Source organism: Nocardia sp. NPDC057272 (genome assembly GCF_042668615.1).
Classification (GTDB): domain Bacteria; phylum Actinomycetota; class Actinomycetes; order Mycobacteriales; family Mycobacteriaceae; genus Nocardia.
This window is the reverse complement of the sequence record NZ_JBHUYK010000022.1, coordinates 92,654-114,293: the sequence shown is the minus strand read 5'-3', so window position 1 is coordinate 114,293 and position 21,640 is coordinate 92,654. Positions and strand designations below refer to the sequence as shown.

16 protein-coding genes are annotated in these 21,640 nt (G+C 68.5%); 9 read left to right on the top strand and 7 right to left on the bottom strand.

Translation table 11 applies throughout. From position 1 onward, the window contains the following. Positions 1-36: 36 nt before the first annotated feature. Together ACFULV_RS25850 and ACFULV_RS25845 are read right to left on the bottom strand one after the other, a co-directional pair. Positions 37-1,647, bottom strand: a complete 1,611-nt coding sequence (locus tag ACFULV_RS25850; protein ID WP_378660969.1) for a GMC oxidoreductase — start codon at positions 1,645-1,647, stop codon at positions 37-39. 118 nt (positions 1,648-1,765) lie between these two features. Continuing rightward, the gene (locus ACFULV_RS25845) at positions 1,766-2,533 is read right to left on the bottom strand and encodes a sulfite exporter TauE/SafE family protein (protein WP_378638656.1); all 768 of its coding nucleotides are present in this window, start codon (positions 2,531-2,533) and stop codon (positions 1,766-1,768) included. A gap of 288 nt (positions 2,534-2,821) precedes the next feature. Here ACFULV_RS25845 and leuA point away from each other — a divergent pair, with 288 nt between their 5' ends. Together leuA and ACFULV_RS25835 are read left to right on the top strand one after the other, a co-directional pair. Further along, the gene (leuA, locus tag ACFULV_RS25840; protein ID WP_378660967.1) at positions 2,822-4,618 is read left to right on the top strand and encodes a 2-isopropylmalate synthase; all 1,797 of its coding nucleotides are present in this window, start codon (positions 2,822-2,824) and stop codon (positions 4,616-4,618) included. Between the two features lie 575 nt (positions 4,619-5,193). Continuing rightward, positions 5,194-6,672: an AAA family ATPase gene (locus ACFULV_RS25835; RefSeq protein WP_378660995.1), complete on the top strand. Its 1,479-nt coding sequence runs from the start codon at positions 5,194-5,196 to the stop codon at positions 6,670-6,672. Positions 6,673-6,682: 10 nt separating this feature from the next. Here the strand turns inward: ACFULV_RS25835 and ACFULV_RS25830 are convergent, their stop codons facing one another. Further along, entirely contained in the window at positions 6,683-7,582 is a 900-nt protein-coding gene (locus ACFULV_RS25830) for a LysR family transcriptional regulator (protein ID WP_378660965.1), read from the bottom strand. Positions 7,583-7,653: 71 nt separating this feature from the next. Between ACFULV_RS25830 and ACFULV_RS25825 the strand changes: the two genes are divergently transcribed. The 7 genes from ACFULV_RS25825 (at position 7,654) to ACFULV_RS25795 (ending at position 15,391) form a co-directional block, all read left to right on the top strand. Continuing rightward, a complete protein-coding gene (locus ACFULV_RS25825; RefSeq protein WP_378660964.1) occupies positions 7,654-8,580 on the top strand; it encodes an EamA family transporter in 927 nt (308 codons plus the stop codon). Positions 8,581-8,766: 186 nt separating this feature from the next. After that, a complete protein-coding gene (locus tag ACFULV_RS25820) occupies positions 8,767-10,521 on the top strand; it encodes an FAD-dependent oxidoreductase (protein WP_378660962.1) in 1,755 nt (584 codons plus the stop codon). A gap of 62 nt (positions 10,522-10,583) precedes the next feature. Continuing rightward, positions 10,584-11,819: a MurT ligase domain-containing protein gene (locus ACFULV_RS25815; RefSeq protein ID WP_378638645.1), complete on the top strand. Its 1,236-nt coding sequence runs from the start codon at positions 10,584-10,586 to the stop codon at positions 11,817-11,819. Beyond that, entirely contained in the window at positions 11,816-12,532 is a 717-nt protein-coding gene (locus ACFULV_RS25810) for a type 1 glutamine amidotransferase (RefSeq protein ID WP_378660960.1), read from the top strand. The genes ACFULV_RS25815 and ACFULV_RS25810 overlap by 4 nt, the downstream gene beginning before the upstream one ends. Before the next feature lie 149 nt (positions 12,533-12,681). Then, positions 12,682-13,548 carry an ABC transporter permease gene (locus ACFULV_RS25805; RefSeq protein WP_378638693.1) on the top strand — a complete coding sequence of 289 codons (867 nt, stop codon included), beginning with the start codon at positions 12,682-12,684 and terminating at the stop codon, positions 13,546-13,548. Beyond that, positions 13,545-14,603: an ABC transporter substrate-binding protein gene (locus ACFULV_RS25800; protein WP_378660957.1), complete on the top strand. Its 1,059-nt coding sequence runs from the start codon at positions 13,545-13,547 to the stop codon at positions 14,601-14,603. Before ACFULV_RS25805 ends, ACFULV_RS25800 begins: the two co-directional genes overlap by 4 nt. Before the next feature lie 47 nt (positions 14,604-14,650). Further along, complete coding sequence (locus ACFULV_RS25795) at positions 14,651-15,391, top strand: ABC transporter ATP-binding protein (RefSeq protein ID WP_378660954.1); 741 nt, start codon at positions 14,651-14,653, stop codon at positions 15,389-15,391. 1 nt (position 15,392) lies between these two features. Here ACFULV_RS25795 and ACFULV_RS25790 read toward each other — a convergent pair whose 3' ends face one another. The 4 genes from ACFULV_RS25790 to ACFULV_RS25775 all read right to left on the bottom strand — a co-directional run bounded on the left by ACFULV_RS25790 (position 15,393) and on the right by ACFULV_RS25775 (position 21,470). Continuing rightward, positions 15,393-16,265 carry a bile acid:sodium symporter family protein gene (locus tag ACFULV_RS25790; protein ID WP_378638635.1) on the bottom strand — a complete coding sequence of 291 codons (873 nt, stop codon included), beginning with the start codon at positions 16,263-16,265 and terminating at the stop codon, positions 15,393-15,395. Between the two features lie 118 nt (positions 16,266-16,383). Continuing rightward, positions 16,384-17,451: a putative zinc-binding metallopeptidase gene (locus tag ACFULV_RS25785; RefSeq protein ID WP_378638632.1), complete on the bottom strand. Its 1,068-nt coding sequence runs from the start codon at positions 17,449-17,451 to the stop codon at positions 16,384-16,386. A 3-nt stretch (positions 17,452-17,454) separates the two neighbouring features. Next, complete coding sequence (locus tag ACFULV_RS25780) at positions 17,455-18,351, bottom strand: transglutaminase N-terminal domain-containing protein (RefSeq protein ID WP_378660951.1); 897 nt, start codon at positions 18,349-18,351, stop codon at positions 17,455-17,457. Beyond that, positions 18,348-21,470 carry a circularly permuted type 2 ATP-grasp protein gene (locus tag ACFULV_RS25775; protein ID WP_378660949.1) on the bottom strand — a complete coding sequence of 1,041 codons (3,123 nt, stop codon included), beginning with the start codon at positions 21,468-21,470 and terminating at the stop codon, positions 18,348-18,350. Before ACFULV_RS25775 ends, ACFULV_RS25780 begins: the two co-directional genes overlap by 4 nt. Positions 21,471-21,640 lie beyond the last annotated feature (170 nt).

Below are 21,640 nucleotides of genomic sequence, written 5' to 3'. Positions count from 1 at the left end.
CGCGAGGGGAGTTGCCGACGCCGGTCGGTGGCGTGTTCAGCCGCGCAGGACGGCCTCGATGTTGCGTTCCGCCAGTGCGGTGATGGTCAGGGACGGGTTGACCGTCGCGGTGCTGCCGGGAATCGCGGCACCGTCCATCACGTAGAGGCCGGGGTGTCCGTGGACGCGGCCGAAGGCGTCGGTGGCCTTGCCCAGGACCGCGCCGCCGAGCGGGTGCGCGGTGAACTGGGCGTTGGCGTCGTAGCCCAGCGCGCCGTACTCGGCGACCGCGCCCGCGCGCTCGGCGATCCGGTGGTCGACCGCACGAGCGGCCCCGGCGACCGCGTTCTGCGTGCCCGCCGACCAGTTCACGCCGACACCGCCCGACGCCGCGTGGTAGCCGAAACGGGCACGGGTCGGGTCGAGGACCATGCCGAGCGAGGCCAGCGCGCCGGTCTCGAACGGGATGCCGGGGATGTACCAGTTCTCCAGGGTGAGCGGGACGCTGGATTCGTCGTAGATCCGGCTGGCGCTCGGCACACCTTGGCCTTGGCCCGCGATAGCGCTCGCGCCGCGGGCCAGCACCACGTCACCGTTGGTGCCGAAGCCGTCGCCGATGTGCTCGTTGAGGTTGGGCAGCGTGCCGGTGGCCTGGGCGCGGACCAGCAGCTCCGAAGTACCGATGGAGCCCGCGCCGAGGAACAGCTTGTCGCAGGTCAGGTTGCGGGTGCTCAGCACCTGACCGGTCGGGGCCAGCTTCGATACGGCCACCACGAACCTGCCGCTCGCCTCCTGGGCGATGGCGTCGACGCGGTGGCCGGGGAACACCTGGGACTTGCCGGTCTCGCGGGCGTAGCGCAGGTAGTTCTGGTTGAGGTCGAACTTGGCGCCGTTGGAGTTGCCGAGGTTCGAGCGGGCAGAGGTGGCGGATGCGCGGGAGGTGCCCGCGAGCTCGCTGCGCAGCACGTCCCAGGTGAAGATCGAGTCGTTGGGCAGCGGCTGGTATCCGGCCGCGCGCACCTGGTCGTCCCAGGCGCGCGAGTGCGCGAACGGCGCGGAGTTGTAGATGTCGGCCGGCATCGTGTCGAGCCGCAGCATCTGGCGCACCCGCGGGTAGTAGACGCTCTCCAGCTCGCCGTAATCGACGACGCCACCGAAGACCTGGTCGAACAGTCTGCGTTGCGGAGCAACCATCGCCCCGCTGAAGATCACCGAGCCGCCACCGACCGCGGCGGCGCGCCACACGTCGATCCCGGAATATTCGGTCACATCCAGCACGCCGCCGAACGCGCTGAAACTCATCGGCACCTTGGTGACGCCGGTGAAGCTGGTGCGATGCCAGAATCCGCGACCGTCGGGCAGGTCGTCGCCGGTGAAGATCTCGCGCCACGGGTCGTTGGGCCAGTGCGAACCGCGCTCGAGCACGGTGTTGGCGATCCCGGCCTCGGCCAGGCGCAGCGCGGTCACGGCGGCGCCGAAGCCGGATCCGATCACGATGGCCTGCGTGTGCGCGGGCGCGTCCGGAATCGGCGCGAAGATCTCCGGCACCCAGGACTGGAACATCGCCTGGCGCGGATCCGCCGAAGCGGGCGCGCTCGCCAGCGTCGTTCCCACGGCACCGGCAACAGCCGCCAGTCCCGCCGCCTTGAAAAAGGCACGTCTGTGCACCAGGCCACCTCCCTCATCACGCATGGCCGACGCGAAGAATACCCCGCAACATGAAGGATCGCCCGGTGGCGACCACATTTGTCACAAGTCACGACGAGCGCGTGAGGCTACCGGGACCTCAGCTGGTGAGCAGGCGGACCACCGCGATGGTGCCGACCACCACGATCACCCCTCTGAGCACATTCGGCGACAACTTCCGCCCGACCTTCGCGCCGAGCTGCCCGCCGATGATCGAGCCGATCGCGATCAACGCGACCACCTGCCAGTCCACCTCGGCGATCGCGATGAAGATCACCGCCGACACCCCGTTGACGATCAGGGCGAGCACGTTCTTCACGCCGTTGAGCCGCTGGATGTCCTCGTGCACGAACACCCCGAGCAGACCGATCAGCAGCACGCCCTGGGCGGCCCCGAAGTAGCCGCCGTAGATGCCGGTGGCGAAGACCGCGACCAGCAGAATGGGCCCGCCGTGTTCCGGCGTCGCCGACGCGCCGTCCGCCCGGCGCCGCTTCACCCACGCGGCCAGTCGCGGCTGCACGACGACGAGGATCAGCGCGACGATGATGAGGACGGGGACGATCGCCTTGAACGCCGCCGCGGGCATCGTCAGCAGCAGGATCGCGCCGGTGATGCCGCCGAGTAGCGACGCGGTGCCCAGCTGCAGCAGTCGGGACCGCTGTCCTTCCAGTTCCCGCCGATAGCCGATGACCCCGCTCACCGAGCCGGGGACGAGCCCGATCGTGTTCGACACATTCGCTGTCACCGGCGGCAACCCGAACGCGAGCAGCGTGGGAAAGGTGATCAGCGTGCCCGATCCGACGATCGTATTGATGCCACCCGCCGCGATACCCGCGGCGAAGATGGCCACCTGTTGTAACCAAGTCATTCGAATTCCTTTGGTACGTCTCGTCGGACGCGAAGGTCCGTACAAGCGTGCGTTATGGGGGAAACCGTACTGGTCAACTGGTGAGCGAAATCGGTGAGGTCGATTCTCCAGGCCGCTTACAAGCAGGGGTGGGCACGCGGTAAGCTCGGAGGATCATGCTGCAGCGGGCTCTTCTTCTCGGCCGCCGCGACGGGTCCTGATACGGACCGGCTCCCGTCGCGGGGTTCCAACGCGCCGGTCGACCCGCTCCCATTCACGGGAATCCATCACACCCACGGAGAAACTTGCATGTCCTCGGCTGACGCATTCGTATCCGCTTCGCGCACCATTTCGGCCCCCGGCAAACCCGCACCGGCCGACCAGCCCGCCTGGAACACCCAGAAGAACTCCTCGATGCCCTCGTTCCGGTATCGCCCCTTCGCCGAAGAGGTCGAACCGATCACGGTGCCCGACCGCACCTGGCCGGACAAGATCATCGATCGCGCCCCCGCGTGGTGCGCCGTCGACCTGCGCGACGGCAACCAGGCCCTGATCGACCCGATGAGCCCGGCCCGCAAGCGCCGCATGTTCGACCTGCTGGTCCGGATGGGCTACAAGGAGATCGAGGTCGGTTTCCCGGCCGCGAGCCAGACCGACTTCGATTTCGTCCGCGAGATCATCGAAGACGGCGCGGTCCCCGCCGATGTCACCATCCAGGTCCTGACCCAGTGCCGCCCCGAGCTGATCGAGCGCACCTTCCAGGCCTGCGCGGGCGCACCGAACGTGATCGTGCACTTCTACAACTCCACCTCGATCCTGCAGCGCCGCGTGGTCTTCCGCGCCGAGCGCGACGCGGTGAAGAAGATCGCCACCGACGCGGCGTCGCTGTGCCTGGAGATCGAGAAGCGCTACCCCGACACCGAGTGGCGCTACGAGTACAGCCCGGAGTCCTACACCGGCACCGAGCTCGACTACGCCCGCGAGGTCTGCGACGCGGTCTCGGCGATCATCGCCCCGACCCCGGCCAAGCCGCTGATCATCAACCTGCCCGCGACCGTCGAGATGGCCACACCGAACGTGTACGCCGACTCGATCGAGTGGATGCACCGCAACCTGGCCCGCCGCGATTCGATCGTGCTGTCGCTGCACCCGCACAACGACCGTGGCACCGCCGTCGCGGCCGCCGAGCTGGGCTACCAGGCCGGCGCTGACCGCATCGAGGGCTGCCTGTTCGGCAACGGTGAGCGCACCGGCAACGTCTGCCTGGTCACCCTGGGCATGAACATGTTCTCGCGCGGCATCGACCCGCAGATCAACTTCTCCGATATCGACGAGGTCCGTCGCACGGTGGAGTACTGCAACCAGCTGGCCGTGGCCGAGCGTCACCCCTACGGCGGCGATCTGGTCTACACCGCCTTCTCCGGCAGCCACCAGGACGCGATCAACAAGGGCCTGGACGCGATGAAGGCCGCCGCCGACGCACAGGGCGCCGATGTGGCCGACATCGTCTGGGAGGTCCCGTACCTGCCGATCGACCCCAAGGACGTCGGCCGTACCTACGAGGCTGTCATCCGGGTGAACTCGCAGTCGGGCAAGGGCGGGGTCGCCTACATCATGAAGACCGATCACGGTCTGGTGCTGCCGCGCCGGCTGCAGATCGAGTTCTCGCAGGCGATCCAGGCGATCACCGACGGTGAGGGCGGCGAGGTGACGCCCAAGGAGATGTGGGACGTCTTCGCCACCGAGTACCTGAACCCGATCCTGCCGCTCGAGCGGATCAAGCAGAAGGTCACCGCGGCCGAGACCGACGGCGGTGTCGACTCGATCGTGGTGACTGTGAAGGTCGACGGCGTCGAGCAGGAGATCAGCGGTTCCGGCAACGGCCCGCTGGCGGCGTTCGTCGACGCGATCGCGACCGTCGGTTTCGAGGTCCGCGTCCTCGACTACAGCGAGCACGCCATGTCCGCGGGCGACGACGCCCAGGCCGCGGCCTACGTCGAGGTAGCCATCGGTGACAAGGTCGTCTGGGGCGTCGGCATCGCCACCTCGATCACCACCGCCTCGCTGCGAGCGGTCGTCTCGGCCGTGAACCGCGCGGCGCAGTAGCTTGCTCTATGGCGGCCGGGACCTGAGGTCCCGGCCGCTTCTGTGCCTGTGGATAGATTCCCGGGCCTGTGGACAACTTCGGTTCGCCCGGTCGGCCTCGTCCCGGATATACCGGTTGAGCTGGGAGCATTCGAATTCGCTCTGGGGCATGGGAGCTACTGCCCCCGACGCGCGAAAATTGCCTCCGTGTTAGCGTTTTAGGGCATATTCAGCGCCGAGCTTTCCTGCTCGTTCAGCGAGCAAGTGGGGGAACTGTGACCAACAACGACCATAATCCGACCTCGCCGCCGTGGCTGCAGAGTCCGTCGGCTGACGCGTCCGAAGCTGCGTCCGGTCCCTCCGGTGTGCAGACCGCGACCGAGGACGACATCGAGCCCGCCGACACCGCGGCCGAGCCGACCGGTGACGCCGTCGAGCCGTCGACCGGTGAGCAGCCCGTCGCGGAGCCCGGCCCGGCCGGCCTCGCCGACCAGACCGTGTACCAGCCCGCCGGTTTCGCGCCGCCGGGCCAGTTCGCGCAGGGCGCTCCGTACTCCGTGCCGGATCCGTACCAGAACAATGGCGGGCAGCCGCCGATGAACGGCCCCGAGCAGCAGCCGTGGCCGGGTCAGCCGGGCGAGCAGCCGTGGCTTCCTGGTCAGCCGGGCGCTGAACAGCCTTACCCCGGTCCGCACGCGACGGGCGAGCAGCCGCAACCCGGCGTGCCGCCGCAGCACCCCGGCGCCGAGGGTCAGCCGTACCCCGGTCCCGAACAGCAGCAACAGTTCCCCGCCCAGGAGCAGGGCCCGCAGGCCGAGCCCATCTACAGCTGGGCGCCTCCGCCGCCGCCGATGTACCAGCAGCCGATGCAGGGTGGGATGCCGCCCGGTCAGCAGCCGGAACAGCTGGGGCAGTTCCCCGGCCAGCATCCCGATCAGGGACAGTTCCCCGGTCAGCAGGGGCAGTTCCCCGGCCAGCTCGGCCAGCCCGGTCCCCCGCCGGGTCAGCAGTGGGGCGGCGGACCGGCCCCCCAGCAACAGCAGCCGTTCCAGCCGCAGCACATGCAGGCACCGGGCCAGCCCGGCCATTCGGTGAACGACCTGAACCTGCTCAAGCGCGCGCGGAAGTCGCCGCGCAGCGGGTGGCGCAAGGCTGTGCACAAGGTGTCCGGCGGTGTGATCAACCCGGGCGAGTCGGCGGCGGACGTCGTCTACCGCGATCTCGGCGAACGGGTCAACCAACCCGTGCGCGGCGACTACCGGATCGCGATCCTCTCGCTCAAGGGCGGTGTCGGCAAGACCACCACCACGGTCGGTCTCGGCTCCACCTTCGCGTCCCAGCGTGGTGACCGCGTCATCGCCATCGATGCCAACCCCGACCTCGGCACGCTCGCCCACCGGGTACCGCGCCAGACCCGTTCGACGGTGCGCAATCTGCTCGAAGACCAGCAGATCACCCGCTACTCGGATGTCCGCGCACACACCTCGCAGGCCCCGAGCCGACTGGAAGTGCTTGCCTCCGAACAGGATCCGGCCGTGTCGGAGGCCTTCAGCGAGGCCGACTACCGCAAGGCCATCGGCATCCTGCAGTCGTTCTACAACATCATTCTCACCGACTGCGGCACCGGCCTGATGCACTCGGCGATGTCGGGCGTGCTGGACATGGCGAGCTCGCTGGTGCTGGTCACCTCCCCCGCGATCGACGGTGCGCGCAGCGCGTCGGCGACGCTGGACTGGCTCGATCACCACGGCTACTCCAAGCTGGTCGAACGCACCGTCGTCGTCGTGAACGCTTCTCGCCGTGGCGCTTCCACGGTCGACCTGGATCAGCTGCGCAAGCTGTTCCTCGACCGCACCCGTGCCGTGCAGATCGTCCCGTTCGACGATCACCTGGCCGAGGGCGCCGAGATCGACCTCGAACTGGTCAGCAAGCCGACCAGGCGGGCCCTGCTCGAACTGGCCGCGATGGTCGCCGACGACTTCAGCTACCACGGTCAGCAGCAACACCAGCAGCAGCAGCCGTATCAGCCAGGCCAGCCCTACCCGGGTCAGCAGTACCAGCCGGGTCAGTTCTGAGATAGAACCGTCAGCGCGCGATCACCTCGCGCGCCGCGGCCTCGAACGCGTCGAGCACCGTCGCGATGGCGGGGCTGCGGTGCGCCTGTGGGCGGGTGATGATCTCGTAGACCCGGGCCGCGCGGACCCCGGCCAGCGGTAGCACCGACAGGTCGGGGTGGGCGACGGCGTAGCGCGGCATCAGCGCGACACCGTAGCCGGAGGCCACGAGCGTTTCGATCACCCGGAACTCGTTGAGCCGCTGCGCGATCCGTGGCCGCACCCCGGTGACGGTGGCGATGGACTCGAGCACGTCGTCGACCGGGAACCCGCCGCGCACGCTTACCCAGGTCTCCTCGGCGAGTTCTTCCGGGCGCACCGACGAACGCCCGGCCAGCGGATGATCCGGTGCGACAACGACATCGATCGGCTCGCGCATCAGCACCCGCGCCGACAATCTCGGCCCGGCCAGCGACGGCGCGCGTTCGTCGCGATGGGTGAGCACGATGTCGTAGTCGGCCAGCAGTTTCGACGCCTCACTCGGCGGGAGGTCCTCGTCGCCCGCGACCAGTTCGACCCCGCTGGTGGCCAGCGTGGCGAGCACGGGTGGCAGCAGCGGTGCCGCGCCGGACGGGAACGACGCCACCCGCACCTGTCCCCGCGGTGAGCCCCGGTAGTGGGCCATCTCGGCGGTGGCCCGGTCCATCGCGGCGAGCACGTCGTCGGCCCGCAGCACCAGCGCCTGGCCCGCGTCGGTGAGCCGCACCCGGCGTCCGTCCGGTTCGAGCAGCGCGACCCCGGCCTCTCTGGCCAGCACCTTCAGCTGCTGCGAGACCGCCGACGGGGTCATCGACAGCACCTCGGCGACGGCGGCGACCGTGCCGCGGTCGGCCAGCTCGCGCAGAATGCGCAGTCGCTCGATCGAGAACATGAAGTAAAACTACGTTATCCCTCCATATTTATTCGATTGTGCTGATCTTTAGCGGCCCGCACGATAAGGGCGTGACCTCCCGTGATCGCCTGCTCGGACTGACCGTCGTTGTGCTCTGGGGCCTGAACTTCCTGGCCATCCGCATCGGCCTCGACCACTTCCCGCCCTTTTTCTTCGTCGCGCTGCGCTTCGCCGTCATCGCGATCCCCGTGCTGATCTTCATTCCGCGTCCGGCCGTGCGCACCCGCTGGCTGCTGCTCTACGGCACCGGCTTCGGCATTCTGCAATTCGCGTTCCTGTTCACGGCGATGCGCACCGGCATGCCGACCGGCCTCGCCTCGCTGGTCCTGCAGTCCTCGGCACCGTTCACGGTGATGCTGGGCGCGGTGCTGCTGCGCGAACGCTTGCGGCCGGTGCAGGTCGCCGGACTCGCGGTCGCCGTGTTCGGCATGGTCATCATCGGCGCCGACCGCATGGCCAACGCCACCCTGCTGCCGGTCCTGCTGACGTTGGCGGGTGGCCTCGGCTGGGCGTTCGGCAATATCGGCGCCCGTCAGGCCGGTGCCGACTCCCCCGGCTACAACCCCTTGCACCTGACGCTGTGGATGTCGGTGGTTCCCGTCGTGCCGATGCTGGCGCTGTCGATGGCTGTCGAGGGGCCTGGCACCGGTTTCCGCGCGGTTGGCGCCGCGTTCTCCGCCGACGGCCTGCCCGCGCTGGGCGCCGTCGCCTACATCGCCGTCCTGGCGACCGTGTGCGGTTCGGGCCTGTGGACCTATCTGATGAGCCGTTATCCGGCAGGCACCGTGGCGCCGTTGTCGCTGCTCGTGCCGGTCGTCGGCATCGCCGCGGCCTGGGTGGTCCTCGACGAACAGCCGTCGGTGGCCGCGCTGATCGGCGGGGCGATCGTGATCGCGGGCGCCTTCGCGGCAACCACTGGCCGGGGCCTCCCGAAGGCACCGTCGCCCGCCCCCAGCCCCGAATTGGCCCGAGCCTGAATCCGAATTCAGCCCATGACCGCTCGAGCTCTGGCTAGCATGTGACCGGTCGCCCGATGTGTTTCCGTGCGACCGGTCGGTTTTGAGCTCGCGAACGACGCACAGGTCGATACAGCCAGGTCTTCGCCGCGCTCTAGAGTGGTAGCAAATCCCAGGCAATACTCGAGCAAGGCAGCTGAACAGCGTATGGCGGAACAGCGGTGGCCCGTTTCGCGAAGGAACCTTCTTCGTGGCACGGTCGCAGCGGGGGTGATATCGGCGGGGGCCGTAGCGGGAGCGCCGGGATTCGCCGCGCCACCGGGGCGCCGGGTCGCGGTACTGGGCGGCGGTGTCGCCGGGCTCACGGCCGCGCACGAATTGGCCGAGCGCGGATTCGAGGTGACCGTCTACGAGGCACGCGCGCTGGGCGGCAAGGCGCGCAGCGTGGGGGTGCCGGGTACCGGCCGCGACGGCAGACCCGATCTGCCCGGCGAGCACGGGTTCCGTTTCTTCCCCGGCTTCTATCAGAACCTGCCCGACACGATGCGCCGAATTCCGTATCCGGGCAATCCCGACGGCGTGTGGAACAACCTCATCGCCGTGCCCGAGGCCAGGTTCTCCCGCCGCGACGGCGACGACATCACGCTCGCGCTGCCCGACGGCATCACCGCCGCGCAGGCGACGCCGGATTCGATCCGCGAAACCCTGGCCGCCACCATCACCATGACCGCCAAGATGTCGGCGGCCGAAGGCCTGTACTTCGCCAATCGGCTGATGGTGTTCAACACCAGCTGCGATGCCCGCCGCTTCGGCCAGTGGGAGCACACCTCCTGGTACGACTTCGTGCACGGGCACGAACGTTCGCACGAGTTCCGCGCGATCGTGTCCCGGTCGCTGACATCCATCATGGTCGCCGCCAAGGAGAACCTGGCCAGCACTCGCACCATCGGCAGCATGGGCGAACAGTTCCTCGGCAACCCGCTCGGCCTCGGCAACGACGGCGGCCTCGACCGCGTGCTCAACAACACGACCAACGCGGCCTGGATCGATCCGTGGGTGCGGCACCTGCGTGAGCTGGGCGTGCGGTTCGAACTCGGCGCACGGGTCAGCGAACTCGAGGTGCGCGACCGGCGAATCCGGGCGGCCCGGATCACCGGCGCCACGGGCGCGCGCACCGTCGACGCCGACTATTTCGTGGTGGCGCTGCCGGTGGAACACGCGAGAAAACTGTGGTCGTCGCAGGTGCTCGCCGTGGCGCCCGAACTCGCCGCGACGGAGCGGCTCTTCGTCGATTGGATGAACGGAATACAGATCTATTTCCGTGCGCCCCTGCATATTTCGCGCGGACACACGGCCTATGTCGATTCGCCGTGGTCACTCACCTCGATCAGCCAGAATCAGCTGTGGACCGATAAACTGCCGTCCTTCGGCGACGGCACGGTGGCCGATTGCCTTTCGATCGATATCTCCGACTGGAATTCGCCGGGAATGCTGTACGGCAAACCCGCCACCGCGTGCACCCACGAGGAGATCTTCCGCGAAGTCTGGGCACAGTTGAGCAGCCATCTCAACGATCGTGAACAATTGCTCCGGCCCGCCGACGTGCATTCCTGGTTTCTCGATCCGGGAATCACCTGGCAGGGCAGTCGCAACGCGAATGCCGACCCGTTGCTCATCAATACCGCCGGCTCGTGGGATGCCCGCCCCGAGGCGCACGGGTCGATCGAGAATCTCTTCCTCGCCGGTGACTACGTGCGCACCGATGTGGACCTGGCGACCATGGAGGGCGCCAACGAGTCGGCCCGTGCCGCGGTGAACGCGCTGCTCGATGTGGCGGGCTCGTCGGCGCCGCGCTGCCGTGGTTTCCGGCTGCGCCGCACCCCCGAACTCGAGCCACTGCGCATCATCGATGCCGACCGCTACGCCAAGGGGATGCCCAACCTTTTCGACGAGCCGACCTGACCCGGACAAGCTCACACCGCTCCCGCACGCGCGCCCGGACCGCGCGCACATAGACTCGCGGCGTGGCAGACATCTCGGTGCGTGGGCGCTTGGCCTTGCGAGCAGCGGCGGCAGCGTCGTGGGCTTCGCAGAAGGCGGGTCGCGGCAAGGGTTCGATGATCGGCGGCCTGATCGCGTTGAAGATCGATCCGTCGATCATGACGCAGCTCGGGCGCGGTCGGCGAACGGTGCTGATCACCGGCACGAACGGTAAGTCGACCACCACCCGGATGACGACCGCCGCGCTCGGCACGCTCGGCGACGTCGCCACCCAGGCCGACGGCGCCAATATGGACGCGGGCATCGTGGCCGCGCTCAGCCTGCACCCGGGTGTGGCGCTGGCCGCGATCGAGGTCGACGAGCTGCACCTGCCGCACGTGAGCGACGCGCTCGATCCGGCCGCCGTGGTGCTGCTCAATCTGAGCCGCGACCAGCTCGATCGGGTCGGCGAGATCAACATGATCGAACGCAAGCTGCGTGCCGGGCTGCTGCGTCATCCCGACACGGTCGTCATCGCCAACTGTGACGACGTGCTGGTGGCTTCCATCGCCTACGACCACCCGAATGTGGTGTGGGTATCGGCGGGCAGCGGCTGGGCCGTCGACGCGACGAGTTGTCCGCGCAGCGGCGAGCCGATCGTCTGGGAGGGCGAGAACTGGCGCTCGACCGGCGCCGATTTCCATCGCCCGCAGCCGGTGTGGTGGCTCGAGGGCGAAGACCTGTGCGGCCCTGACGGTTTCCGCGCTCCGCTGCATCTGGCGCTGCCGGGTCGCGCGAATCGCGGCAATGCCGCGCAGGCGGTGGCCGCGGCGGTCGCGATGGGCGCCGAGCCCGCGAAGGCCACCGATGCCACCGGCACTGTGCGCGAGATCGCGGGCCGCTACCGCACCGTCACCGTCGGCGACCACGACGCGCGGTTGCTGCTGGCCAAGAACCCCGCGGGCTGGCAGGAAGCGCTGTCGATGATCGACCCGGCCTCGGCCGGTCTGGTGATCGCGGTGAACGGTCAGGTGCCCGACGGCGAGGACCTGTCCTGGCTGTGGGACGTGCGGTTCGAGCACTTCGAGGGCGTGCAGGTGGTCGCCTCGGGCGAGCGCGCCACCGATCTCGCCGTGCGCCTCACCTACGCGGGCGTCGAACACACGCTCATCCCGGATCCGGTGCGCGCCATCGCCTCCTGTCCCCCCGGACATGTCGAGGTGCTGGCCAACTACACCGCGTTCCGCGATCTCAACCGTGACCTGGAGGCCCGCAAATGAGCGAGTCAACCCTTCGTATCGGCCTCGTCCTGCCCGACGTGATGGGCACCTACGGCGACGGCGGCAATGCCCTGGTCCTGCGCCAGCGCCTGCGGATGCGGGGCTACGACGCCGAGATCATCGACATCACCCTCGCTGATCCCGTCCCGGATTCCTTCGACATCTACACCCTCGGCGGCGCCGAGGACTCCGCGCAGCGCCTGGCCACCCGCCACCTGCAGAAGTACCCCGGCCTCCAGCAGGCCGCCGCCAAGGGCGCGCCCGTGCTCGCCATCTGCGCCGCCATCCAGGTGCTCGGCAACTGGTACGAGACCTCGGCGGGCGAAAAGGTCGACGGCGTGAGCCTTTTCGACGTCACCACCTCGCCCCAGAAGGTGCGCGCCATCGGCGAGGTCACCACGACGCCGCTGGTCCCCGGCCTGAAAGCACCCCTCACCGGCTTCGAGAACCACCGGGGTGGCACGACTCTGGGCTCCGATGCCACCCCGCTCGCCCGCGTGACCCGAGGTGTCGGCAACGGCGTGGGCGACGGCACCGAGGGTGTGGTCCAGGGCTCGGTCTTCGGCACCTACCTGCACGGCCCCGCGCTGGCCCGCAACCCCGAGCTGGCCGATCTCCTGATCGCCAAGGCCCTCGGTATCCCCGCCACCGACCTGGCTCCCCTCGACCTTCCCGAGGTCGATCGCCTGCGCAAGGAACGCCTGCGCGCCTGACCCGACAGCGGATCGACGCCGCCGCGCCGACTTCCGCTCATCGCGACTTTTAACCTCCCGTAACCGCTACCTGCGCCGATAGCGTCTCCCTTCGCAGTGCTGGGCGAATCCGCCCGGCACCGGAGGTGAGGAGTGCCGAGGTGACCGCAGTGGTGTCGACCGTGGACGCCGACGAAGCGGCCGGTGCGAAACCCAGCACTGCGAAGGCGCCTCGGCGGGGTGGTTCGGCGCTGGCCGCGGTAGTGGCGCTCGGCGTCGTCCTGGCCGGCTGGACGGTGGTGACGGCGGCCGGATTGGTCGATCCGCTGTATCTGCCGTCGCCGAGGGCGGTGTGGGATGCCTTCGTGCGGGCCAATTCCACGCATCGGATCGCCGACGGGGTGGATCGATTCGTGGTCGGCGAGCAGAACTACTACCTGTGGGAACACTTGCTGGCCAGTCTCCAGCGGATCGCGATCGGAGTGGGCGCGGCGATCGTCGTCGGGCCGCTGGTCGGGTTCGTGATGGGGATGGTCGCGCCGGTGCGGTGGGTCACCGAACCGATCCTGAACTTTCTGCGCGCCCTGCCGCCGCTGGGTTACATCGGTCTGCTGATCGTGTGGTTCGGCATCGGCGACACCGCCAAGATCTGGCTGCTGTTCCTCGCCGCGTTCCCGCCGATCGTCATCGCGACCCTGGACGGCGTGCTCGGCGTCAAACAGGACTACCTGAACGCGGCGCGCGCGCTGGGTGCCGGTCGCGCACAGGTTGTTTCGCTCGTCGTGCTCCCCGCGACCCTGCCCAACGTGATCAGCGGCATCCGCATCGCGACGGCCTTCGCCTGGACCACGGTCGTCGCGGCCGAACTCAACAACGGCATTCCCGGCATCGGCGGTCTCGCGTATATCGCGGGCACGCAACTGAATACGCCGCTCACCATCGCCTGCATCATCGTGATCGGCGTGGCGGCGATGCTGCTCGACGCGGTGATCGTGTTCATCGGCACCAAAGCTGTTCCATGGAAAGGCAAGTCATGACATCCACACTGCGCAAGGTCGCCGCGACCTCGGCCGCGCTCTCCGCCGTCCTCGCGGTCACCGCGGGCTGCGTGGAGTCGGGGCGCGAGGACACCGGCGCGGCCGCGAGCTGCCCGTTCGCCGCCGACCCCAGTGTCACCAGCACGGTCCGCCTCGGTTTCCAGGCCATCCCCAACGGCGACCTGCTGGTGAAGGACCGCAACCTGCTGCAGGCGTGCCTGCCGAACGCGAAGATCACCTGGAGCCAGTTCTCCTCCGGCGCCGATGTGGTGCAGGCCTTCGGCGCCGGCGGCCTCGACATCGGCACGCTCGGCTCCAGCCCCGCCACCAAGGCACTGTCGGCACCGCTGAACCTGCCCGTGCAGGTGGTCTGGATCCACGACGTGATCGGCACCTCGGAGTCGCTTGTCGTGCGGGACAAGTCGATCACCACGTTGGCCGGACTGGCCGGCAGGAAGGTGGCGACACCCTTCGGCTCCACCTCCCATTACAGCTTGCTCGCCGCACTCGACAAGGCCGGGCTCACCGGCAAGGTGGAGCTGATCAACCTCGCGCCGGACGCGATTCCCGGTGCGTGGCAGGGCAATCAGATCGACGCGGCCTGGGTCTGGGACCCGACGCTGTCCAAACTCACCGCGGCGGGCGGCACAGTGGTCACCAGCAGCGCCGAGACCGCGGCGGCCGGTGCCCCGACCTACGACCTCGCCATCGCCGACAAGAAGTTCCTCGCCGGCAATGCCGCGTTCGCGAAGACCTGGGCCAAGGTGCAGGACTATGCCGTCGGTCAGCTGAAGAACCAGCAGGCGGAGGCGGCGGTGTCGATCGGCGCGCAGCTGGGCATCGCTCCCGACAAGGTCGTTCCGCAGCTGGCGGGCTACCAGTATCTGCCCGCCGCCGAGCAGGCCGGGGCGAAATACCTGGGCGGCGGCTTCAGCGCGGATCTCACCGGCACCGCGCGATTCCTGTTGAGCCAGGGCGGTATCGCCGCCGTCGGCACCGAGCAGCAGTATCGCGACGGCATCTCCGCCACCGCCGCGGCGGGCGCGGGCTCGTGATCGCGGGGCCGGTGACCGGCGATGCCGAACGGGTGACGTTGACCGGAGTGAGAAAGAGTTACCCCGGCCCCGACGGTGACGTCCAGGTGCTCGCGCCGACCGATCTCACCATCGAACCCGGCGAATTCGTCTGTGTCATCGGCCCTTCCGGCTGCGGCAAGTCGACCCTGCTGAACATCCTCGCCGGATTCCTCCCGCCGACGTCGGGGCAGGTGCGGGTCGGCGATCGCGTGGTCGACGGACCGGATCCCGACCGTGGCGTGGTCTTCCAGCAGGCGAACCTCTATCCCTGGCTCTCCGTCCGCGGCAATGTCGAGTTCGGTCCGAAGGTCCGTGGAGTGCCGAAGCAGACGCGGCGCGCGCAGGCCCAGCGACTGCTCGAGCTGGTCGGTCTCGACCAGCTCGGCGACCGTAAACCGTACGAACTCTCCGGTGGTCAGCAGCAGCGGGCACAGATCGCCCGCGTCCTGGTCAACGATCCCGGCATCGTCCTCATGGACGAACCCTTCGGCGCCCTCGACGCGTTGACCAGGGAGCGGCTCCAGCGCGAACTGCTCACCCTGTGGCGCGACCGCCGCAAGACCGTCTTCTTCGTCACCCACGGCATCGAGGAAGCCGTTCTCCTCGGCACCCGAATTCTGGTGATGGGGACCGAACCAGGCCGCGTCGTACACGATGTCCGGCCCACGTTCGAAGCAGGCGCGGATTTCGCCACGATCCGCGCGCTGCCCGAGTTCAGCGCGCTCCGAGACGAGCTCGCCCGCCACATCTACGCGGCCCACGCCTGATCTACGCGGTGACGCTCACCTGCCGGCGGGTGATGAGCCAGCCGACGAGCGCGGCGAGAGGGAACATCAGCACCCCGTACACCGCCGCGGGAACGGCCAGCTCGGTGCTGTCGAGCACGCTGATCGCGATGGTGATGGCGATGGTGCTGTTGTGGATGCCGACCTCGAACGAGCAGGCGATGGCCTGACGGTCGGCGACGCCGAGCAGGCGCGGCAGGTAGTAGCCGACCGACAGGCTGATCAGGCAGAACACGACGGTGATGGCGCCGACGTCGGCGAGCGAGTCGGTCAGGGTCTCGCGCTCGCTGACGATGGTGCCGACGATCACCAGCAGCAACGTGATCGCCGACCCGATGCGGACCGGCTTGTCCATCCGGTCCGCGAACTCCGCCGACCAGCGGCGCACCAGCATGCCGAGACCGACCGGAACCAGCACGATGGCGAACACCTGGATCACCTTGCTCAGCTGCAAACCGACGGAACCGTCCTCACCGCTCGGCTCGAAGTAACCGATGGCGAAGTTGGTCACCAGCGGCACGGTGACGACCGCGATGATCGAGTTGACCGCGGTCAGTGACACATTCAGCGCCACGTCGCCACGGAACAGGTGGCTGAACAGGTTCGCGGTGGTCCCGCCGGGCGAGGAGGCGAGCAGCATCATGCCGACCGCCAGGATCGGCGACAGATCGAACAGCAGCACCAGCCCGAACGCGACCACCGGCAGTACCAGCAATTGGCAGGCCAGCGCGATGGCGACGACGCGCGGCGTTTTCGCGATGCGCGCGAAGTCGGCGCCGGTGAGCGAGAGCCCGAGGCCGAACATGATCACCGCCAGCGCCAACGGCAGACCGACAGATACCAGCGGAGAGTTCATAGCCACACACTTCTCGTCGAGCAGTCCGGGTCGAGGTACCGACCGGATTGAGACGCACCGGTCTCAATCTCGAAGAGTAGCCAGCTGTGACGCTCGTCGCAGCGAAATCGACAAGGTATTACCCCGTCGAGACGACAGCCTCCGGCGCGGCGGCATGACTGCCGGTGCACAGATCGTGGACGAAGCGCATCTTCTCCAGCACTCGTTCCGGCAGGACGAAGGGGTACAGGTCGTCGCGGCCCATCGAGCGGTTGACCATGTTCAGCGACCAGGTCAGCGGCAGCCAGAGCTCGATGATCTTGTCGAACCCGGCGCGGCCGATCTGGGGGCGGTCCAGCGTCGCACCCGCCGGGGCGAGTCCGAAGGCGGCGGCCGTGTCGAGGGTGTCGCGGATGTGCAGGTAGTGGGCGAAGGTCTCGGCCCAGTCCTCGGCGGCGTGCATCGTGGCGTAGGAGGAGACGTAGTCGCGTTTCCAGCCGCTGGGCGCACCCTGGGAATAGTGGCGGTCCAGTGCCGCCTGGTAGTCGGCGAAGGGATCGCCGAACAGGTCGCGAAAGCGTTGCAGGGCAGCGTCGTCGGCGACGAGCACGGAGAAGTAGTAGTGCCCGGTCTCGTGCCGGAAGTGGCCGAGCAACGTGCGGTACGGCTCGGCCATCTCGATGCGCAACTGCTCACGGTGTGGGTCGTCGGCCTCGGCCAGGTCGAGGGTGACCACTCCGTCCATATGGCCGGTGAGCACGCCGTCGGTCCGGCTGGACAGCAGATCGAAGGCCAGCCCGTGTTCGGGATCCTCGTCGCGGCCGACGATCGGCAATCCGAGCTCGACCAGCTCGAAGATCAATCGCCGTTTGGCCGTCTCAGCTTCGGCGAACGCGGCGAGGCCGTCGGTGTCGGTGTCGTTGGGCCTGGTCCTGGTGAGCTTGCACGACACGCACAGGCCGGGACCGGACGCGTCACCGTCGACCAGCCAATTGCACTGCGCCACATGCAGGTTGTCGCACAGGCGGAAGCGATCGCTGTCGACGACGCCGGCCACGTGGTCGATCGCCTCGTCGCTCGGCGGGTCACCGATCACCACCAGTGCCCGTTCACCCAGGCTGAAACCCAGTGCGCTGCGGCACGATAGGCAGACAGAGTTCTCGAAAGCCAGCTGCTGGCCACAATTCGGACAGACGAAATCACGCACGGACTACACCTCCACCGGGGCTACATCGACCGATACCTTGATTGTGGACTGCTTCGCGTCGGTGTAGATGATGCCACGCAACGGCGGAACGTCCTGGTAATCGCGACCCCACGCCACCGTCACGTACCGCTCGTCGGCGAACTGGTCGTTGGTGGGGTCGAAAGCGATCCAGCGACCGGTGCGATCGGTGTCGTCGGCGCCGGGCAGCCAGACCGCGGCCCACGCGTGGGTGGCGTCGACGCCGACCATGCGTTCCTTGCCCGGCGGCGGGTCGGTGGCGAGGTAGCCGGAGACGTAGCGTGCGGCCAGCCCCTGTGCGCGCAGGCACGCCGCGCCGATTCGGGCGAAGTCCTGGCAGACGCCTTCGCGGGCGGCGAACACGTCGGCCACGCTGGTGCTCACCGTCGTGGACCCCGAGCGGTACTGGAAGTCGTTGTGGATGCGCGTGTTCAGCTCGGTCACGGCTTCGAGCAGCGGCCTGCCCGGCGGGAAACTCTCCACGGCGTACGCGACGACGTCGGGGGTGATCTCGGGCGGGAGCAGATCGAGGGTGAACTCGACGGCCAGCGGTCCGGTGGCAGAGGTAGGACGCGCGGACTCCCATGGCATGTCGGCACCCGGCAGCGCCGCCGGGTCCTCGCCGTCGACATCGATGAGGGACTCGCCGGTGACCTCGAGGTTGCGATGCTCGGAGGTCACGTGGAAATACGTCGTGGTGTTGCCGTAGACATCGGTGCCCACCGAGCGGTCCGAGGGCACCGGGTCGATGTAGATCTCGTGCTCGAGCAGGCGCTGACCCGGATATTCGCGCGGGGTGAGGTACGCGCGACCGTAGGAGCTGGTCACCTCGTCGGAGTAGCTGTAGGTGGTGCGGTGCACCACCATGTATCGCCGGGTCATCCGACCATCCTGGTATTACCCCATAGGGGCTGGATACCCAGCGGGACAGTGAGTTTGGTGGTCTCGAACGATTCGGCCAGCTTGCGCAGTCGCAAGTGCACCCCCTCCATCAGTTCCACCAGTTCGGTGCGCACGCCGTCGTCGTCGGTATGTTCCAGGTCGGCCGGGTCGACGCGGCGCAGCATGCGCTGGGCGTCGGCGAGCAGGCGCTGCGAACGCGAGGCGCCGGAACCACCGGGCAGCGCCTGGAAGTCGGCCTCGAGACGGTCGAGCTGATAGATCAGCGACCGCGGGTTGCCCGGGTCGAACAGCAGCAGTCCCGCGAGCGCGGCCACGTGCGCCGAACCACGATGGCGGCGACGGTAACTCACCGCCGACTCGGTGGCGGTGAGCACGGCCTCCGCGACCACCCCTTGCACTTCGGCCGAACTCCGTCGCCCCAGTGCCGCATTGATCAGCGACGTCACGGCCAGCCCGCGCTCGATCCGTTTGCCGATGTCCATGACGTACCAGCCGGTGTCGCGCACCAGTGACTCCGCGCCGATCCCCGACAGCGACAGCAGCGCCGCCAGCGTCAGCGAATGCACCGACGACAACGCCGTCTCCTGTTCGGTACTGGCACTGCGGAATTCGGCCAGTGCGCGGTCGACGGCACCGATGATCATCCAGGTGTCACCGGACAGCTGATCGCGCACCGCCCGTGCGGCGGACCCGTAGTGATCCACCGCGTACGACAACGAACCGGCCAGCTCACGGTCACCGGTCAACGAAGCCAGGTACCCGAACCCCTCGGCCGACGCTCCGGCCACCGCCCGTCGCGCGGCCACACCGTCCTGACCACTGGAATCCATGGCTCGATGGGTGAACTGACCCTGCGCCTGTCGCGACCGCGCGAGCACCGGCTCAGGCTCGGGGGCCGGCACCGGCTCCGAACCACGCTCCGGCGTGACACCGGTGGTGCGCAGCGCGCGGGCCAGGGCACTGGTCCCCGCCCGCTCCCACGGCGCCTCGGCCTCGGCCTCGGGTTCAGGCTCATCCGCTGTGGGCTGATCCCGACCAGCGGACTGGCTCTGCCCCGCCGACTTCGGTTCAGCGGGCGCATCGTGCTGCACCACGCCCGTTCCTGCCTCTTCGCTGGACGAGGACCGCGATGACCGCGTCGCCGCCGGGTCGGCCGCTTCGGCGCCTACCGAATCACGGTGCCCAGCATCCGGATTCGGATCTTCGGGCGCGGGTCCGTCGCCGGATCGCACGGCCACCAGCTGACCGATTCCGTTGGGCAGCACCGACTGTGGAGCGACGGTGCCCGTGGTGATCGACAGGGCACGCATGAGGATCGGCAAGGCTTCGGCGCCATCGAGCCACGGCCGGTAGCGATAGTCCTGATAGACGTCATGGGTGGCGGCGAGCAAGCGGACCACCGACTCGGCGCGTTCGCTGTAGCGGCCCATCCAGAACAGGTCGTTGAGCACGCGCGGCGAGCTGATCGCCTCGACGACCGGTACCGCCCGGCGCAACCGTTCCTCGTGCGGCGCTTCGGAACTCGCCGCGGGAACCGTGGCCGGAGCCGCGCGGACCCACACGTCCTTCGCGGCCACCTTGATCACGCTGCGGGTCGGTTCGAGCCGCATGCGCTGCTGACCGAGTCCACCCGACATCGCCGTATAGCTGCCCCGTCTGGCCAGCGAGAACAACCGCATGCCCACCGGTGCCGGCGCCAGCCCCGCCGGGCCGTCGACCGCGGGCGCGACCGAGAACTCGGCGGGCTCCTGCCCGACCCACTTCCATCGCTCGACCTCGATCCGGGCGGCGAGATCGGCGCGCTCGGCCGCCGACAGGCTCGGTCCGAAGATCGTCGAGCCGTCGACAGCGGAGCGGATCACCAGGTCACCGACATGCGACACCAGGTGCGCGCGCTCGGTCTCGTCGCCGCCCCAGTAGGTGGGGGTGGCATCGAGCAGCAGATCCTCGCCGAGTACCGAGCGGGCGATGCGCGGCAGGAACGGGCTCAGCGCGGGCGATTCCAGCAGCCCGCTACCGAGGGTGTTCACCACCGTCACCGCACCGCGGCGCAGCACCTCGACCAGCCCGACCACACCGAGCCGCGAATCGGGGCGCAGATCCAGCGGGTCGGAGAATTCGGCGTCGACACGCCGCAACACCACGTCGACCCGTTCCAAGCTGCCGAGCGAGCGCATCCACAGCGCACCGTCGCGCACCACCAGATCGGAACTCTCCACCAGCGGGAACCCGAGCATCTGCGCGAGATAAGCCTGGTCGAAGGCGGTTTCGGAATGCGAACCCGGGCTGAGTACGACGACGACCGGCTCTTCCCCATCGGCCAGTTCGGGCGCCGCCTCCTCGAGCATCAACCGCATGGCCCGCGCGAACGGGCTGAGCGGACGCGGTCCAGCGTGCTCGAAAGCCTCGGGAATGGCCGAAGCCACCACACGACGGTCGGCCAGCGCGTACCCGGCGCCCGAGGGTGCCTGCGCCCAGTCGGCGAGCACCCGGAACTGCCCGTCACTCCACCGGCTGATGTCGCAGGCGTGCAGGAACAATTGGTGGGTGCCGGGGATCGTGATGCCGTGCGCGGCCCGCACATACCCGGTATTGCCGAACACCACCTCCGGCGGCAACAGGCCCGAACTCAGCAGCCTGCGCGGGCCGTAGACGTCGGTGAGCACCTCGTCGAGTACCAGCGAGCGCTGCACCAGGCCGGTTTCCAGGCGGGTCCAGTCCTCGGCGGACACCAGCAGCGGAATCGGGTCAAGACGCCACGGTTGCGGTATCGCGGTGTCGTCATCGCCGCCCAGGCCGACCTCGGTGTAGGTGACACCGTCGTCCTCGATCTGCCTGCGCACCCGGTGATCGATCCGGTCGATCCCGCCGATCCCCTGGTCGATGAAGTCGGCCGACAGCTCCGACCACATCGACCGCACCCGCCCACGCCCGTCGACCAATTCGTCGTAATAGCCCCTGGTCGGCCTGCCGCACTCGTCGAAGCGCGCCCCCGCCGAACTGTCAGCCCGATACCGCGCGAACTGCTCGGCGACCTGAGCGCGAACGCCCGATCCCGGCCGATTCCCGCCCCGTTGCGCTTCATCGCGCTGAGCCACCGAGCCTCCTGTGTTTATTTGCGGCTGGCGCCGCGGGGTTTTGCGGCCCCGATTGTCCCGATTGTTCCCTCCTCCGGTCAGTCGCTGCGCTCCCTCCCTCCATCAGTCCAGAATCGGGACGGCCGCAGAACCAAAAGCCGGTGACTTCCATCGGTTGATCGAAAAGATCG

Coding starts and splice junctions, on each gene's coding strand:
- ACFULV_RS25790 (WP_378638635.1), bottom strand. CDS start 16,265: ATGAACTCTCCGCTGGTATCTGTCGGTCTGCCGTTGGCGCTGGCGGTG.
- ACFULV_RS25820 (WP_378660962.1), top strand. CDS start 8,767: ATGGCGGAACAGCGGTGGCCCGTTTCGCGAAGGAACCTTCTTCGTGGC.
- ACFULV_RS25810 (WP_378660960.1), top strand. CDS start 11,816: ATGAGCGAGTCAACCCTTCGTATCGGCCTCGTCCTGCCCGACGTGATG.
- ACFULV_RS25830 (WP_378660965.1), bottom strand. CDS start 7,582: ATGTTCTCGATCGAGCGACTGCGCATTCTGCGCGAGCTGGCCGACCGC.
- ACFULV_RS25780 (WP_378660951.1), bottom strand. CDS start 18,351: ATGACCCGGCGATACATGGTGGTGCACCGCACCACCTACAGCTACTCC.
- ACFULV_RS25800 (WP_378660957.1), top strand. CDS start 13,545: ATGACATCCACACTGCGCAAGGTCGCCGCGACCTCGGCCGCGCTCTCC.
- leuA (WP_378660967.1), top strand. CDS start 2,822: ATGTCCTCGGCTGACGCATTCGTATCCGCTTCGCGCACCATTTCGGCC.
- ACFULV_RS25835 (WP_378660995.1), top strand. CDS start 5,194: ATGAACGGCCCCGAGCAGCAGCCGTGGCCGGGTCAGCCGGGCGAGCAG.
- ACFULV_RS25845 (WP_378638656.1), bottom strand. CDS start 2,533: ATGACTTGGTTACAACAGGTGGCCATCTTCGCCGCGGGTATCGCGGCG.